Source organism: Micromonospora sp. NPDC047812, from assembly GCF_040704175.1.
Lineage (GTDB): Bacteria > Actinomycetota > Actinomycetes > Mycobacteriales > Micromonosporaceae > Micromonospora.
The window spans coordinates 835,625-849,955 of record NZ_JBEYRY010000001.1 but is presented as its reverse complement, the minus strand read 5'-3'; the positions used below and the strand labels follow the sequence as shown (position 1 = coordinate 849,955).

The window sequence follows — 14,331 nt, the reverse complement described above, 5'->3', positions numbered from 1 at the left end:
ATCGACCGTCCGGTCCGGGTGCTGCTCGCCGACGACCAGCACCTGGTCCGCACCGGCTTCCGGGTCATCCTGGAGGTGGAGGACGACATCGAGGTCGTCGGGGAGGCCGCCGACGGGGAGCGCGCCGCCAGCATGACCCGGGCGCTGCGTCCGGACGTCGTGCTGATGGACGTGGAGATGCCCGGGGTCGACGGGCTGGAGGCCACCCGGCGGATCACCGCCGAGGAGGACGGGCCGGGCGGGCCGGCCGTACTGATCCTCACCACGTTCGACCGGGACGACTACCTGTTCGCCGCGCTGCGCGCCGGGGCCAGCGGCTTCCTGCTCAAGAACGGCACCCCGGAGGCCCTGATCGAGGCGATCCGGGTGCTCGCCCGGGGCGACGGTCTGCTCGCCCCGGAACTCACCCGGCGGGTGATCGCCACCTTCGCCCGCCCCGGCGAGCCCGTCACGCCGGGCGGCCCGAGGACGGCTCCCGAGGCGGCGCTGCGGGATCTCACCCCCCGCGAACGGGAGGTCCTGGTCCTGGTCGCCGGCGGCGCCAGCAACGCCGAGATCGCCGCCGAGCTGCACCTGGGCGAGGCGACGGTGAAGACGCACGTCAGCCGGGTGCTCGCCAAGCTGGGCCTGCGCGACCGGGTGCAGGCGGTGGTGTTCGCGTACGAGCACGGGGTGGTGCGCCCCGGCGGCTGACCCGGCTCCGCCACGAGGGGGACGTCCTGCTCGATCTCGGGACGGACGGCGGGCGGCGGCCGACGATCTAGCGTGGGCGCCGTGACCAATGTGCTCCGCCTCGACGGCGTCGACCGAAGCTTCGGCGACCGGCGGGTGCTCCAGAACGTGTCCTTCGACGTGGCCGCCGGCCGGATGACCGGCTTCGTGGGCGGCAACGGCGCCGGCAAGACCACCACCATGCGGATCATCCTCGGGGTGCTCGCCCCCGACGCCGGCGAGATCACCTGGCAGGGAGCGCCGCTGAGCCGGCAGGCCCGCCGGCGCTTCGGCTACATGCCGGAGGAACGCGGCCTCTACCCGAAGATGAGCGTCCGGGACCAGGTCGCCTACCTGGGTCGGCTGCACGGGATGAGCGCCGCCGCCGCGCGCCGCGACACGGACGCGCTGCTGGAGCGGGTCGGGCTCGCCGAGCGCGGCGACGACCTGCTGGAGACGCTGTCGCTGGGCAACCAGCAGCGCGCGCAGATCGCCGCCGCCCTGGTGCACGACCCCGAGGTGCTGGTGCTCGACGAGCCCTTCTCCGGGCTCGACCCGCTGGCCGTGGACACGGTCGTGGCGGTCCTGCGGGAGCGGGCCGCCGCGGGCGCGCCCGTGCTCTTCTCCAGCCACCAGCTGGACGTCGTCGAGCGGCTCTGCGACGACCTGGTGATCATCGGGGGCGGCGTGATCCGGGCCGCCGGCAGCCGGGAGGAGTTGCGCGCCACCTACACCGTGCCCCGGTACGAGCTGGTGGTGGAGACCGACGCCGGCTGGCTGCGGGACCAGCCGGGGGTGACGCTCGTCGACCTGGACGGCGCGCGCGCCGTGTTCGACCTCGCGCCCGGCACGGACGAGCAGCCGGTGCTGCACGCGGCGCTGGCGCGCGGCCCCGTCCGCGCGTTCCGCCCGGTCAGCCCCTCCCTCACCGAGATCTTCCGAGAGGTCGCCCAGTGAACACCACGCAGGCCACCCGGCTGGTCGCCGCCCGGGAGATCCGGGTCAAGCTGCGCGACCGCACCTTCCTGTTCAGCACCCTGTTCTTCCTGCTGATCGCCGCCGCCGCGACCATCCTGCCGCCGCTGCTCTCCGGCGGCCCGTCGAGCGTGGCGGTGACCGCTGCGGCGGCCGGCCCGCTGCGCGAGGCCGGGCTGGAGGTGCGTACCGTCGCCGACGACCGCGCCGCCGAGCAGGCCGTACGCGACGGCGACGTCGACGCCGCGGTGGTCTCCGGGCCGGCGGTGCTCGCCATGGACGAGGCCCCCGACGACGTGGTGGCGGCGCTGAGCACGCAGCCCGCGGTCCGGCTGCTGGACCCCGACGCCGTGGACCCGGTGGTGGCCTTCCTGGTGCCGTTCGCCTTCGCGTTCATCTTCTTCGTCACCTCGCAGACCTTCGGCGTGCAGATCGCGCAGAGCATCGTCGAGGAGAAGCAGACGAGGATCGTGGAGATCCTGGTGGCCGCGGTGCCGGTACGGGCGTTGCTGGCCGGCAAGATGATCGCCGGCACGGTGCTGGCCCTCGGGCAGATCGCGCTGGTCGCCCTGGTCGCCCTCGTCGGGGTGCAGTTCGGCGACAGCGGCGGGCTGCTCTCGCTGCTGGCCCCGGCGATCGGTTGGTTCCTGCCGTTCTTCCTGCTCGGCTTCGTGCTGGTCGCGGCCATGTGGGCGGCGGCCGGCGCACTGGTGAACCGCCAGGAGGACATCGCGGGCGTGTCGACGCCGGTACAGCTCGCGGTCATGCTGCCGTTCTTCGCGGTGATCTTCCTGAACGACAACGCGACGGCCATGCGGGTGCTGTCCTACCTGCCGTTCTCCGCGCCGACGGCGATGCCGTTGCGGCTGTTCACCGGGGACGCGGCCGGCTGGGAGCCGCTGGTGTCCCTGGCCCTGCTGCTGGTCGCGGCCGCCGCGTTCGTGGCCGCCGGGGCCCGGGTGTACGAGGGCTCCCTGCTGCGCACCAACGGCCGCACCTCGGTGCGGACGGCGTGGCGGTCGCGGGAGAAGACGCTGGGCTGAGCGCCGGCGCCGGCGGGCCACCGGCCCGTCGGCGCCGCCGTGGCACGCGCGGGTCGACGGCGGATGCCGCGTCGCCGGTCGGCGGCGGACGCCACCGGCGCGACGCGTCAGGCGCCGGGCGACGATCATCGTTTCGGAGACACCGGCCCGCGGCGAGCAGCAGGGACGGTGGGGTTCCGGGTCGGCCACCGTGGCGCGCGGTCAGCGGGAGGGTGGGGCCGTGTCCCAGCCGGACGGTGGGACGGTGTCCCAGCCGGACGGCAGGGTCGGCACCGGCCAGGCCGGGTCCGGGCGCCAGGCCGACCAGGCCTCGTCCCACCAGCGCTCCCCCGCGTCGAGCAGGGCGGCGATCCGGTCGCCCTCGGCCCGGATCGCCTCGGCCATCCCCGGGTAGCGCCCCTCGTCGAGGCGCTGGGCGAACAGCTCCACGTCCTTCCAGACGTAGCGGTCGTCGCCGGCGCCCCACCAGAGGTCCAGCTCGTGGTCGAGGGTGTCCACCCCGATCGGCGTACGCCGAAACGGCTCCTGGAGGTTGAAGTACCAACCGGCGAAGGCGCGCTGCGGGCCGGCCCAGAAGACGTCCACGGAATGCGCCTCACCCGGGCGGTGCAGCATGAGCTTGCCGTGCCCGCTCCACGCCCGGTGCCCGGCGGCCTGCCACGGGTGCCGCCCGCACGGGAAGCGGCCGGCCTCGGGGAAGCCGAACTCCGCGCCCGGAGGCAGGTAGAGCACGAGCAGGTCGGGCGAGTCCTCGACGCAGATCGTCGGGCAGCCGAACCACACCTCGCCGCGCAGGATCTCGCGCCGGACCACGACGTCGCCCGGCGCGAACCGGCCGCCGTCGCCCGCCCGGCCACCGCTTCGCCCCGCCTCGCCCGGAAGATCCACTTCCGCAGCCTAGCCAGCGCGGGACGGCACACCCCCGAGCACGAACCCCGCGCGTCCGACGAAATCGGTCGCATGTCGGACAGAACGCGCCGGTTCGGGGGCGACGCGCGGGCCACCGCCTCCCGCCGTCGGCTCCCGCTCGGGAGTCGACGGCGGTCGCGGCGGCGCCGGCCCGCGCACCGGGGACGTCGGGATCAGCCGACGGCCTCCATCACCTCGTCGCTGACGTCGAAGTTCGCGTAGACGTTCTGCACGTCGTCGCAGTCCTCCAGGACGTCGATCAGCTTGAAGATCTTGCGGGCGCCGTCCTCGTCGAGGGGGACGTTGACGCTCGGGATCAGCGACGACTCGGCCGACTCGTACTCGATGCCGGCGTCCTGGAGCGCGGTCCGCACGGCGATCAGGTCGGTCGGCTCGCAGACCACCTCGAACGCCTCGCCCAGGTCGTTGACCTCCTCGGCGCCGGCGTCGAGGACCGCCATCATCACGTCGTCCTCGGTCGTCGCGCCCTTGGGGACGATCACCACGCCCTTGCGGGAGAACATGTACGACACCGAGCCCGCGTCGGCGAGCGAGCCGCCGTTACGGGTCAGCGCGGTCCGCACCTCGGTCGCCGCGCGGTTGCGGTTGTCGGTCAGGCACTCGATCAGCATCGCGACGCCGTTCGGGCCGTAGCCCTCGTACATGATGGTCTGCCAGTCGGCGCCGCCGGCCTCGAGGCCCGAGCCGCGCTTGACGGCCCGGTCGATGTTGTCGTTGGGGACCGAGTTCTTCTTCGCCTTCTGGATGGCGTCGTAGAGCGTCGGGTTGCCGGCCGGGTCACCGCCGCCGGTCCGCGCGGCGACCTCGACGTTCTTGATCAGCTTGGCGAACATCTTGCCGCGCTTGGCGTCGATGACCGCCTTCTTGTGCTTGGTCGTCGCCCACTTTGAGTGGCCGGACATCTGCTACCTCCGTTGCTACCCGCCGTCTGCATCGACCGACCGCGCACGCCCCGCTCCCGCCGGCGCACGCGGTGGTGCCGGTCAGCCCTGCGGGAAAGCCGTGACGGGCAGCTGGCCCCGCCGAATCTCGGCAATCCTACCGACGCCCGGCGGGTCGCTGTCACCGCGCCGCGCGCCGCCGCCCCGCCCCGCCCGCCCGCAACGGGACAGACGGGACGAAAACGCGGCTGTGGTCAGGTCCCGAAGCCGTACGAGCCCAGCACTCTGAACCCGGAGGTGGACCGCTGTTCACACCGGTCCTCCAAGCCGGGCCGGTAGCGGCGGAACGACTCCAGCTCCGGCAACGGGCCCGGCAGCTCGGGCGCCACGGCGATGTCCACGAAGCTCCGCTCGTCGTCCAGTTGGAGCGTCACGAACCGCAGCCCGGCCGGCTGGGTCCGGGCCACCTCCTCGTGTACGGCCCCGAGCAGGCGCAGGTGCTCCGACAGGTGCCCGGCCCGGACCCGGTAGCTGATGATGATCGTTTCCATGCTCATCCCACCCGCTCCGCGCCGGCGTCGGCCGCCACCGGGTCACCCGGGCGCGGCTCGTGCGCCTGGGCGACGATCTCCGTCAGCATCGCCGACAGGGCTTCCGCCCGCTCGGTCGCCGGCGCGATCCGCCCCGGTGCCGTCGGATCGCTTGGATCCGCCCCGGAGAAGTCGAAGTCGGTGAAGACGGTCAGCGAGACCGCGGTGGGCACGACCATCGCCCGCACCTCGGTCAGGATCTGCCGTAGGTGCTCGCCGGCCAGGGTGCCGCCCCGCACGCCGTAGCTGAGTATTCCGGCCGGCTTGCCGTTCCACTCGGCGTGGAGGTAGTCGACGGCGTTCTTCAGCACGGCCGGCACGGAGTGGTTGTACTCCGGCGTGACGAACACGAACGCGTCACAGGCCCCCACCAGGGCGGACCAGCGGCGGGTGTGCGGGTTCCGGTAGTCGCCGAACATCGCCGGCACCGGCTCGTCGAGCAGCGGCAACTGCTGCTCCGCCAGGTCCAGCACCGTCACGGTCGCCCCACCGGAACGCACCGCGTCGTGCCCCGCCGCGACCTCCGTCGCCCACCCCGCGACCGCCGGGCCACGCCGGCCGGGACGGGTGCTTCCCACGATCAGGCCGATCCGGACCGGCCCTGCTGTCTGTGCGTTCTCCATGCCGACGAGCCTGCGACCGGTCCGGCGGCGTGGGGAGACCGCCGCAAGGGTGGCCCCGACAGGGCCACCCTCCGTCGGCGGAACACTGCCAGGATGGCCGGGTGATGGACGGAGAACTGGGCGCGTTCCTGCGTAGCCGCCGGGAAGCCGTGCAGCCGGCCCAGGTCGGCCTCGCCGCAGGCTTTCGGCGGCGCACACCCGGGCTGCGTCGAGCCGAGCTGGCGACGCTCGCACAGGTCAGCGTCGAATACCTGACCCGCCTGGAACAGGGCCGTGACACCCATCCGTCGCCCGAGATCCTCGCCGCACTCGCCGACGCCCTGTTGCTCGACGACGCCGACCGCGAGCATCTGCGGCAGTTGGCGGCGGCGAACCACGGCCGGAGCCTGTGTGCGGGTGAGCGGCAGACGGTCTCCCGCACGGTTCGGCCGACCGTCGGCGCGGTGCTCGACGCGCTGCGGGACTCCCCCGCGTACGTGCTGAACCGGCTCGGCGACCTGCTGGCCTGGAACGATCCGTTCGACCGGCTGGCCCGCCCGCTGGGCCTCTTCGACGGTCACCGCCCCAACCTGGTGTGGTTCGTGCTGGCCGACGAGCGCGCCCGCGAACACTTCCCCGACTGGGCACAGCTGGCCGACCACCAGATCGCCGAGCTGCACCGGCTGCGCCAGGGTGACCCGGCCGTCGACGACTTCGCCGAGCGGCTCGCCCGTACGGTCGGCGCGCCCTTCACCGAGCGGTGGCAGCGGCGACCGGTGGCCGCGCCGGTCACCGGCGTGCGGGGGCTGCGGCACCCGGAGGTGGGGCTGCTGCGCCTGACCTACGAGACGCTGGAGTTCGCCGAGAGCGACCACCAGCGTCTCGTCGTCCACGTTCCCGCCGACGCGGCCACTGCGGCCGGGTTGGACCGGCTACGGGGCCGCCTGCCCGGGCACCTGCGCCCGGTGGCCGGCTGAGGCGGCGGGCCCTCCCCAACGGAGGACCCGTCGCCGCCACTCAGCGGGACGCCCGGACCATCGCCACGAAGTACGCGTGCACCCGCGCGTCGCCGGTCAGCTCCGGGTGGAACGAGGTGGCCAGCAGGTTGCCCTGCCGCACCGCCACGATCCGGCCGGCCGCCGGGCCCTCGGTCACCGTGCCGAGCACCTCGACGCCGTCGCCGACCCGCTCGACCCAGGGCGCCCGGATGAACACCGCGTGGAACGGCCCGCCCTCGACGCCGGTGATCCCCACCGACGCCTCGAACGAGTCGACCTGCCGGCCGAACGCGTTGCGCCGTACGGTCATCTCGATGCCGGCGAAGCCGCGCTGGTCGGGGCGGCCGTCGAGGACGTCGCTGGCCAGCATGATCATGCCGGCGCAGGAGCCGTAGACCGGCATGCCGTCGGCGATGCGCTTGTCGATCGGCTCGCGCAGCTCGAAGATGTCGGCGAGCTTGCTGATCGTGGTGGACTCGCCGCCGGGGATGACCAGCCCGTCCACCGCGTCCAGCTCCTGCGTACGGCGTACCGGGCGGGCGTCCGCGCCGGCCGCCGCCAGCGCGGCGACGTGCTCGCGGACGTCCCCCTGGAGGGCGAGCACACCGATCACGGGTGCGTCGCTCATGTCACCGTTCCTCTCGTCGACCTGCCGTGGTGGCCCCTGCGCCCGCGAGGCGGGCGGAAGGGCGCTTGCTCACCAGCCGCGCTCGGCGAGCCGGTGCGGCTGCGGGATGTCGTCGACGTTGATGCCGACCATCGCCTCGCCCAGGCCCCGGGAGACCTTCGCCAGCACGTCCGGGTCGTCGTGGAAGGTGGTGGCCTTCACGATCGCGGCGGCCCGCTGCGCCGGGTTGCCGGACTTGAAGATGCCGGAGCCGACGAAGACGCCCTCGGCGCCGAGCTGCATCATCATCGCGGCGTCGGCCGGGGTGGCGATCCCACCGGCGGTGAACAGCACCACCGGCAGCTTGCCGCTCTCGGCGACCTCCTTAACCAGCTCGTACGGCGCCTGGAGCTCCTTGGCGGCCACGTACAGCTCGTCGGCCGGCAGCGAACCCAGGCGGCGGATCTCCTGGCGGATCTTGCGCATGTGGGTGGTGGCGTTGGAGACGTCGCCGGTGCCGGCCTCGCCCTTGGAGCGGATCATGGCCGCGCCCTCGGTGATCCGGCGCAGGGCCTCGCCGAGGTTGGTCGCCCCGCAGACGAAGGGCACGGTGAAGGCCCACTTGTCGATGTGGTTGGCGTAGTCGGCCGGGGTCAGCACCTCGGACTCGTCGACGTAGTCAACGCCGAGCGACTGGAGGATCTGGGCCTCCACGAAGTGACCGATCCGGGCCTTGGCCATGACCGGGATGGAGACGGCGTTGATGATGCCGTCGATCATGTCGGGGTCGCTCATCCGGGACACCCCGCCCTGGGCACGGATGTCGGCGGGCACCCGCTCGAGCGCCATCACCGCGACGGCGCCGGCGTCCTCGGCGATCTTGGCCTGCTCGGCGTTGACCACGTCCATGATCACGCCGCCCTTGAGCATCTCGGCCATGCCGCGCTTGACGCGGGCGGTGCCGGTGACGGGGCTGGCGCTAGCGTTCTGGGCAGTGGTTTCGGGCACGGGTCATCGCTCCTCGAACGTGCTCGGGGGGTGGCTGCGGAAATGCTACGACGGTCCCAACGCCGATCCGACAGCCAATCAGGCCCACGGTGGCCTGCACTGTGGCAGTCGTCACCGGCCACCCGCCCGGGCGCGCGGGGCGTCCGGGTGATCAGGACGCGATGGACCTCAACGCGGCCGGATGACGTCCATGGGGTCCTGATCACGATCGCCCGGCTCGCGCCTGCGCCGGTTCACCCGGCGGGGACGTCGGCCGGGACGGTGAGCGTCGGGTCGTCGATGTCGAAGTAGCGCGGCCACGGCCGGCGGCGCCCCATCCGCAACAGGCGCACCAGCGGGCGGCCCCGCGCCGCGCGGGCGTCGCGGACCAGGTCGGTGTGCACCTGGCGGGCCAGGGCGAGCCGCCGGCTGGCGCCGATCACCGCCTCGCAGTCCGGATCCGCCGGGTCCAGCTCCACCGCCCGCAGCTGGCGGGTGAGGTCGTTCTCGGCGGCCTCCCGCTCGTCCGGCTCGGCGTCCAGCGCGATCCGCGCCGCCGCGTACAGCTCGACGCCGTAGCGGCGCTCGGCCAGGACCGCGGCGGCCGCCGCCCGGCGCAGCAGGTGGGCCTCCAGGGCGCGGGCCGCCAGCTCCGCCCGGGCGTGCAGCCGGCCGACCCGTCCGGCGGTCCAGACGAGGTACGCCACGACCAGCCCGACGACCAGGGCCGCGAGCACCACCCACCACATGCGCGACATCGTCTAGTCCAGCCCCACCCATTCGGTGTCCATGACCCGCCCGTCGGTGGCCTCGATCGCCGCCGCGTACACCTCCAGCACCCGCCGGGCGACCACGGGCCAGTCGAAGGTGGCCACCACCTGGTCACCGCAGGCCGTCAGCGCGGCCCGGGCGCCGGGATCGTCGAGCAGGTCGGCGAGGGTGGTACGCAGCGCGGCCGGGTCCCCGGTCGGGAACAGCCGGCCGGCCCTGCCGCCGTCGAGCACGCGGCGGAACGCGTCGAGGTCGCTGGCGACGACGGTCGTGCCCGCCGCGAGCGCCTCGGTGAGGATCATGCCGAAGGACTCGCCGCCGGTGTTCGGCGCCACGTAGAGGTGCACGCTGCGCAACATCCGCGCCTTGTCCTCCTCGGAGACCAGCCCGAGGAAGGTCACCCGGTCGCGCAGGTCGGCCGGGAAACGCCCGAACAGGTCGTCCGCGTCGCCGGGCCCGGCGACCAGCAGCCGCAGGCCGGGCCGCTGCCGGGCCAGCTCCACGAAGGCGTCCCGCAGGATCGGGAAGCCCTTGCGGGCCTCGGTGAACCGGCCGAGGAACCCGATCGCGCCGTCGCGGCCCGGCGGGCACTCCCCCGGCCAGCCCGGCAGGGGCTGCGCGTGACTGAACTTCGCGACGGCCACCCCGTTCGGGATCTCCACCGCCCCGCCGTCCATGTGCTCGACCTGCACCTTGCGCGCCAGCGCGCTGACCGCGATCCGGGCGGTGATCCGCTCCAGCACGATCTGGAGCACGCCCTGCGCGGCGGCCAGCGCCCGCGACCGGGTCATCGCGGTGTGGAAGGTGGCCACCACCGGGCCACGGGCGGAGAGCACCGCCAGCAGCGACAGGCTCAGGGTCAGCGGCTCGTGCACGTGCAGCACGTCGAACTCGCCCCGGATGATCCACCGCCGCACCCGCGCAGTGGAGACCGGGCCGAAGGCGATCCGGGCCACCGAGCCGTTGTACGGCAGGGGCAGGGCCCGCCCCGCCGGCACCACGTACGGCGGGAGCGGGGAGTCCTCGTCGGCCGGGGCGAGCACGCTCACCTCGTGCCCGAGCCCGATCAGCGCCTCGGCGAGGTCCATGACGTGGTTCTGCACCCCACCGGGCACGTCGAAGGAGTACGGGCACACGATGCCGATGCGCACGTGCAAACGCCTCCCTTACGCCTGTCCGGCGGCCGGGGAGGGCAGGGTCGCGTCGCCACCCGTGCCGTGCTGGTCCAGCCACATCCGCTGCAACATGTGCCAGTCTTCCGGATGCCGGGCGATACCTGCCGCCAGACCGTCGGCGATCCGCTGGGTCAGCGACCGGACCCGCTGGTCGAGCGGGCCCTCCTCCGGGCCGGGCAGCGGCAGCGGTCCCTCGATCGAGGCGCACGCCGCGTCCGGTTCGTACCACATCGAGGCGACGTAGAGCGGCGCTCCGGTGCGCAGCGCGAGCAGGGCCGGGCCGGGCGGCATCCGGGTGCGGTGGCCGAAGAACTCGACCTCCACGCCCCGCGCGGAGAGATCGCGGTCGGCCAGCAGGGGCACGACCGTGCCGGCCCGGACCCGGTCGACCAGCACGTCGAAGGCGTTGCGCTCGCCGCCGTGGGTGGGCAGGATCTCCATGCCCAGGCTCCGGCGGAAGGCGAGGAAGCGCTGGTAGACGCCCTCGGGCCGGAGCCGCTCCGCGACGGTGGTGATCGGCCAGCCGGTCGCCGCGACCCAGGCGCCGGCGGCGTCCCAGTTGCCGGCGTGCGGCAGCGCCACCACCGCGCCCCGGCCGGCCGCCACGTCGGCGGCGAGCTTCTCCTCGCCGTCGAGCCGGAAGCCGGCCAGGATCTCCGCCCGGCTGAGCGCGGGCAGCCGGAACGCCTCCATCCAGTACCGGGCGTACGAGCGCAGGCCACGACGGACCAGCTCGTCGAGCTCGGCCTCCGGCAGGTCGGGGCCGACCACCCGGCGCAGGTTCGCGCGCAGTCGGGTCGTACCCCCGCCGCCGCGACGGTGGGCGCGGTCGGCGCCCGCCCGGAACGCCGCCGCCGCGACGGACCGGGGCAGCGCGCGGATCACGCGCCACCCGGCCACGTAGCCGAGCTCGGTGAGGTTCACCGGCGCCGGCCCCCCGCCCGCGGCAGACCCGCGGGTGTCGCGCTCACCCCTGCCCGCCCGGGGTGTGCACCCGCTGGGCCTGGCGGTACACGTGCGCCATCCGCTGGCCCACGGTGAAGATCGACACGGCGGCGAGCAGCCAGAGCGCGATCTCCAGCGCCGGGTCGACGCCGACGCCGGTGAGCAGCCCGCCGACGCCGACGATGAGCAGCCGCTCGGTGCGCTCGGCGATGCCCACGTTGCAGGTCATGCCGAGGCCCTCGGCGCGGGCCTTGACGTAGGAGACCAGCCCGCCCGCGGCCAGGCAGAGCAGCGCGGCGGCGACGCCGGAGTACTGGTGCTGCGTGGCCAGCCAGTACGCCACCGCGCCGAAGACGGCGCTGTCGGCGACCCGGTCCATGCTCGAATCGAGGAACGCCCCGAACTTCGTGGCACCCCCGCTCATCCGGGCCATCGTCCCGTCGAGCAGGTCGGTGAGCGCGAAGAAGGTGACAATCAGGGCCCCGGCGACCAGATGACCGCGGGCGCCGAAGCCGAGCGCACCGACGAGCACCCCGAGGGTGCCCGCCACGGTGACCGCGTTGGGAGTTACGCCCGCTCGGAGCAGGCGGCGTGCGACCGGCTCGACGACGCGGGTCATCCCCGCGCGGGCCGACACTTGGAAGATCTTCGCCATGGCGGTCCCACGATAACGGTCCGCGTAGCAGCAGCGGTACGGCCGGTCAGGCGACCCGCGGGGACGGAGCCTTGTGCCGACCCCGGATCGGGTGTGAGATCGGGGCAGGGGAAGTGAGCCAGCTCACCCACCCGCCCGTTGATTACCCGCAATCCGGCACCGCACCGGAGGATGTCGCCGCGGAACCCGACCGGGCCGCTTCCCCGTCGCGCGCGGCGGTCGTCACCAACCACGGCTGAGGGAGGTGCGCCCCATGGCGCAGAAGAGTCAGGAGAAGGGGGCCGCCGGCGGCGCGCCGGTGGTGACCGAGCCCGGCAGGATCCGCAACGTGGTGCTCGTCGGGCACTCCGGAGCGGGCAAGACGACGCTGGTCGAGGCGCTGCTCGCGGCGAGCGGCACGATCGGCCGGGCCGGCGACGTCGCCGACGGCACGACCGTCTGCGACCACGACCCGGCAGCCGTACGCCAGCAGCGCTCGGTGAGCCTGGCCTGCGCCCCGCTGCTGCACGACGGGATCAAGGTCAACCTGCTCGACACCCCCGGCTACGCCGACTTCGTCGGCGAGTTGCGGGCCGGGCTGCGGGCCGCCGACGCGGCGCTGTTCGTGGTCTCCGCCGTCGACGGGATGGACGCCGCCACCGCCGCCCTCTGGGAGGAGTGCGCGGCGGTCGACATGCCCCGGGCGGTCGCCGTGGCCCGGCTGGACCACCCGCGCGCCGACTTCGACGAGGCCGTGGCGCTGTGCCAGCGGGTCTTCGGCGACAACGTGCTCCCGCTCTACCTGCCGATGCTCGGCGACGACGGGATCTCCACCGTCGGCCTGCTCGGCCTGATCACCCGCCGGGTCTTCGACTACACCGCCGGCCTGCCGGCCGAGGTGCGCGAGCCGGACCCGGAGCACCTGCCCGCCATCGTCGAGTCCCGCAACGAGCTGATCGAGGGGATCATCGCCGAGAGCGAGGACGAGTCCCTCATGGACCGCTACCTCTCCGGCGAGGAGATCGGCACCGACGTGCTCGTCGACGACCTGGAGACGGCGGTCGCCCGCGGCCACTTCTACCCGGTGGTGCCGGTCTGCGCCGAGACCGGCGTGGGGCTGGACGCGCTGCTGGAGGTGCTCACCGCCGGCTTCCCCTCGCCGCTGGAGCACGAACTGCCGGCGGTCGCCGGGGTGGACGGCTCCCCACGGCCGCCGCTGACCTGCGACCCGGACGGCCCGCTGGTCGCCGAGGTGGTCAAGACGACCGTCGACCGGCACGTCGGCCGGGTCTCCCTGGTCCGGGTCTTCTCCGGCACCCTGCGCCCCGAGCAGACCGTGCACGTCTCCGGGCACGGGATGGCCGAGCGCGGCCACCCCGACCACGACGCCGACGAGCGGGTCGGCCACATCTACACGCCGCTGGGCGCGAGCCTGCGCGAGGTGGGCGTCTGCGTGGCCGGCGACATCTGCGCGATCACCAAGTCGGGCAGCGCGGAGACCGGCGACACCGTCTCCGCCAAGGACGACCCGTTGCTGATCGCCCCCTGGGAGATGCCCGAGCCGCTGCTGCCGGTGGCCGTCGCGGCCCGCAGCCGCGCCGACGAGGACGCCCTCGCGCGCAACCTGGCCCGCCTGATCGCCGGCGACCCGACCATGCGGCTGGAGCGCAACCCGGAGACCCACCAGTTGGTGCTGTGGTGCATGGGCGAGGCGCACGCCGACGTGGTGCTGGAGCGCCTGCGCGCCGGCGGGGTGGAGCTGGACACCGAGCCCGTGCGGGTCGCGCTGCGCGAGACGCTCACCGTCCGGGCGTTGGGGCACGGCCGGCACGTCAAGCAGTCCGGCGGCCACGGCCAGTACGCCGTCTGCGACATCGAGGTCGAGCCGCTGCCGCCCGGCGCCGGATTCGAGTTCGTCGACCGGGTGGTCGGCGGGGCGGTGCCGCACAACTACGTCCCCTCCGTCGAGAAGGGCGTACGCGCCCAGATGGAGCGCGGCCTGGTCGCCGGCCACCCGGTGGTGGACCTGCGGGTGACCCTCGTCGACGGCAAGGCGCACAGCGTCGACTCCTCCGACGCGGCCTTCCAGACCGCCGGGGCGCTCGCGCTGCGCGACGCCGCCGAGAAGGGCCAGCCGGCGCTGCTGGAGCCGGTCGACGAGGTGGTGGTCCGGGTGCCCGACCCCTCGGTGGGCGCGGTGCTGGGCGACCTGTCCGGCCGGCGGGGCCGGGTGCTCGGCACCGAGGCCGACCCCGAGGCCGAGGGGCGCACCGTGGTCCGCGCCGAGGTACCCGCCACGGAGCTGCTCCGCTACGCGGTCGAGCTGCGCTCCATGACGTCGGGCACCGGCACGTTCCGCCGCCGGTTCGTCCGCTACGACCCGATGCCCACCCACCTGGCCGACCAGCTCCGCAAGGAACACCCCACCCACCCCTAGCCCTCTCCCCACCACCCCGCTCCGACCGGCCCGCGATGCCGCCGG

General features: G+C 74.1%; 16 protein-coding genes. 6 read left to right on the top strand and 10 right to left on the bottom strand.

The window, feature by feature from the left end; translation table 11 throughout:
• The 3 genes from AB0883_RS03850 (at position 1) to AB0883_RS03840 (ending at position 2,729) form a co-directional block, all read left to right on the top strand.
• The gene (locus tag AB0883_RS03850; RefSeq protein WP_366640270.1) at positions 1–693 is read left to right on the top strand and encodes a response regulator transcription factor; all 693 of its coding nucleotides are present in this window, start codon (positions 1–3) and stop codon (positions 691–693) included.
• Between the two features lie 81 nt (positions 694–774).
• Positions 775–1,668 carry an ATP-binding cassette domain-containing protein gene (locus tag AB0883_RS03845; RefSeq protein WP_366639219.1) on the top strand — a complete coding sequence of 298 codons (894 nt, stop codon included), beginning with the start codon at positions 775–777 and terminating at the stop codon, positions 1,666–1,668.
• The gene (locus tag AB0883_RS03840; protein WP_366639218.1) at positions 1,665–2,729 is read left to right on the top strand and encodes an ABC transporter permease; all 1,065 of its coding nucleotides are present in this window, start codon (positions 1,665–1,667) and stop codon (positions 2,727–2,729) included. The genes AB0883_RS03845 and AB0883_RS03840 overlap by 4 nt, the downstream gene beginning before the upstream one ends.
• A 201-nt stretch (positions 2,730–2,930) precedes the next feature.
• Here AB0883_RS03840 and AB0883_RS03835 read toward each other — a convergent pair whose 3' ends face one another.
• From AB0883_RS03835 to AB0883_RS03820, 4 genes are all read right to left on the bottom strand, one after another.
• Positions 2,931–3,617, bottom strand: coding sequence for a DUF402 domain-containing protein (locus AB0883_RS03835; RefSeq protein ID WP_366639217.1), 687 nt, complete (start codon positions 3,615–3,617; stop codon positions 2,931–2,933).
• Between the two features lie 194 nt (positions 3,618–3,811).
• Positions 3,812–4,561 carry a YebC/PmpR family DNA-binding transcriptional regulator gene (locus tag AB0883_RS03830; RefSeq protein WP_366639215.1) on the bottom strand — a complete coding sequence of 250 codons (750 nt, stop codon included), beginning with the start codon at positions 4,559–4,561 and terminating at the stop codon, positions 3,812–3,814.
• Between the two features lie 233 nt (positions 4,562–4,794).
• Entirely contained in the window at positions 4,795–5,091 is a 297-nt protein-coding gene (locus tag AB0883_RS03825) for a hypothetical protein (RefSeq protein WP_366639213.1), read from the bottom strand.
• Positions 5,092–5,093: 2 nt separating this feature from the next.
• The gene (locus AB0883_RS03820; protein ID WP_366639212.1) at positions 5,094–5,753 is read right to left on the bottom strand and encodes an NAD(P)H-dependent oxidoreductase; all 660 of its coding nucleotides are present in this window, start codon (positions 5,751–5,753) and stop codon (positions 5,094–5,096) included.
• A 104-nt stretch (positions 5,754–5,857) separates the two neighbouring features.
• Here AB0883_RS03820 and AB0883_RS03815 point away from each other — a divergent pair, with 104 nt between their 5' ends.
• Positions 5,858–6,709 carry a helix-turn-helix transcriptional regulator gene (locus AB0883_RS03815; RefSeq protein WP_366639210.1) on the top strand — a complete coding sequence of 284 codons (852 nt, stop codon included), beginning with the start codon at positions 5,858–5,860 and terminating at the stop codon, positions 6,707–6,709.
• Between the two features lie 40 nt (positions 6,710–6,749).
• Here the strand turns inward: AB0883_RS03815 and pdxT are convergent, their stop codons facing one another.
• From pdxT to pgsA, 6 genes are all read right to left on the bottom strand, one after another.
• Positions 6,750–7,358: a pyridoxal 5'-phosphate synthase glutaminase subunit PdxT gene (gene pdxT / locus AB0883_RS03810; protein WP_366639208.1), complete on the bottom strand. Its 609-nt coding sequence runs from the start codon at positions 7,356–7,358 to the stop codon at positions 6,750–6,752.
• 69 nt (positions 7,359–7,427) lie between these two features.
• Complete coding sequence (pdxS, locus tag AB0883_RS03805) at positions 7,428–8,345, bottom strand: pyridoxal 5'-phosphate synthase lyase subunit PdxS (protein WP_357876948.1); 918 nt, start codon at positions 8,343–8,345, stop codon at positions 7,428–7,430.
• A 233-nt stretch (positions 8,346–8,578) separates the two neighbouring features.
• Positions 8,579–9,073: a hypothetical protein gene (locus AB0883_RS03800; RefSeq protein WP_366640268.1), complete on the bottom strand. Its 495-nt coding sequence runs from the start codon at positions 9,071–9,073 to the stop codon at positions 8,579–8,581.
• A 12-nt stretch (positions 9,074–9,085) separates the two neighbouring features.
• Complete coding sequence (locus AB0883_RS03795; protein WP_366639206.1) at positions 9,086–10,246, bottom strand: glycosyltransferase family 4 protein; 1,161 nt, start codon at positions 10,244–10,246, stop codon at positions 9,086–9,088.
• 15 nt (positions 10,247–10,261) lie between these two features.
• On the bottom strand, positions 10,262–11,194 hold the full coding sequence (locus AB0883_RS03790; RefSeq protein ID WP_366639204.1) for a phosphatidylinositol mannoside acyltransferase: 933 nt from the start codon (positions 11,192–11,194) through the stop codon (positions 10,262–10,264).
• A gap of 43 nt (positions 11,195–11,237) precedes the next feature.
• Entirely contained in the window at positions 11,238–11,870 is a 633-nt protein-coding gene (gene pgsA / locus AB0883_RS03785; RefSeq protein WP_366639203.1) for a phosphatidylinositol phosphate synthase, read from the bottom strand.
• Between the two features lie 113 nt (positions 11,871–11,983).
• Between pgsA and AB0883_RS03780 the strand changes: the two genes are divergently transcribed.
• Together AB0883_RS03780 and AB0883_RS03775 are read left to right on the top strand one after the other, a co-directional pair.
• On the top strand, positions 11,984–12,109 hold the full coding sequence (locus tag AB0883_RS03780) for a hypothetical protein (RefSeq protein ID WP_366639201.1): 126 nt from the start codon (positions 11,984–11,986) through the stop codon (positions 12,107–12,109).
• A 14-nt stretch (positions 12,110–12,123) separates the two neighbouring features.
• Positions 12,124–14,286, top strand: a complete 2,163-nt coding sequence (locus AB0883_RS03775) for an elongation factor G-like protein EF-G2 (RefSeq protein WP_366639199.1) — start codon at positions 12,124–12,126, stop codon at positions 14,284–14,286.
• Positions 14,287–14,331 lie beyond the last annotated feature (45 nt).

What these genes read in the sequence shown, in the direction of transcription:
- AB0883_RS03830 (WP_366639215.1), bottom strand. Translation starts at nt 4,561, where the DNA reads ATGTCCGGCCACTCAAAGTGGGCGACGACCAAGCACAAGAAGGCGGTC.
- AB0883_RS03825 (WP_366639213.1), bottom strand. Translation starts at nt 5,091, where the DNA reads ATGGAAACGATCATCATCAGCTACCGGGTCCGGGCCGGGCACCTGTCG.
- AB0883_RS03820 (WP_366639212.1), bottom strand. Translation starts at nt 5,753, where the DNA reads ATGGAGAACGCACAGACAGCAGGGCCGGTCCGGATCGGCCTGATCGTG.
- AB0883_RS03815 (WP_366639210.1), top strand. Translation starts at nt 5,858, where the DNA reads ATGGACGGAGAACTGGGCGCGTTCCTGCGTAGCCGCCGGGAAGCCGTG.
- pdxT (WP_366639208.1), bottom strand. Translation starts at nt 7,358, where the DNA reads ATGAGCGACGCACCCGTGATCGGTGTGCTCGCCCTCCAGGGGGACGTC.
- AB0883_RS03800 (WP_366640268.1), bottom strand. Translation starts at nt 9,073, where the DNA reads ATGTGGTGGGTGGTGCTCGCGGCCCTGGTCGTCGGGCTGGTCGTGGCG.
- pgsA (WP_366639203.1), bottom strand. Translation starts at nt 11,870, where the DNA reads ATGGCGAAGATCTTCCAAGTGTCGGCCCGCGCGGGGATGACCCGCGTC.
- AB0883_RS03775 (WP_366639199.1), top strand. Translation starts at nt 12,124, where the DNA reads ATGGCGCAGAAGAGTCAGGAGAAGGGGGCCGCCGGCGGCGCGCCGGTG.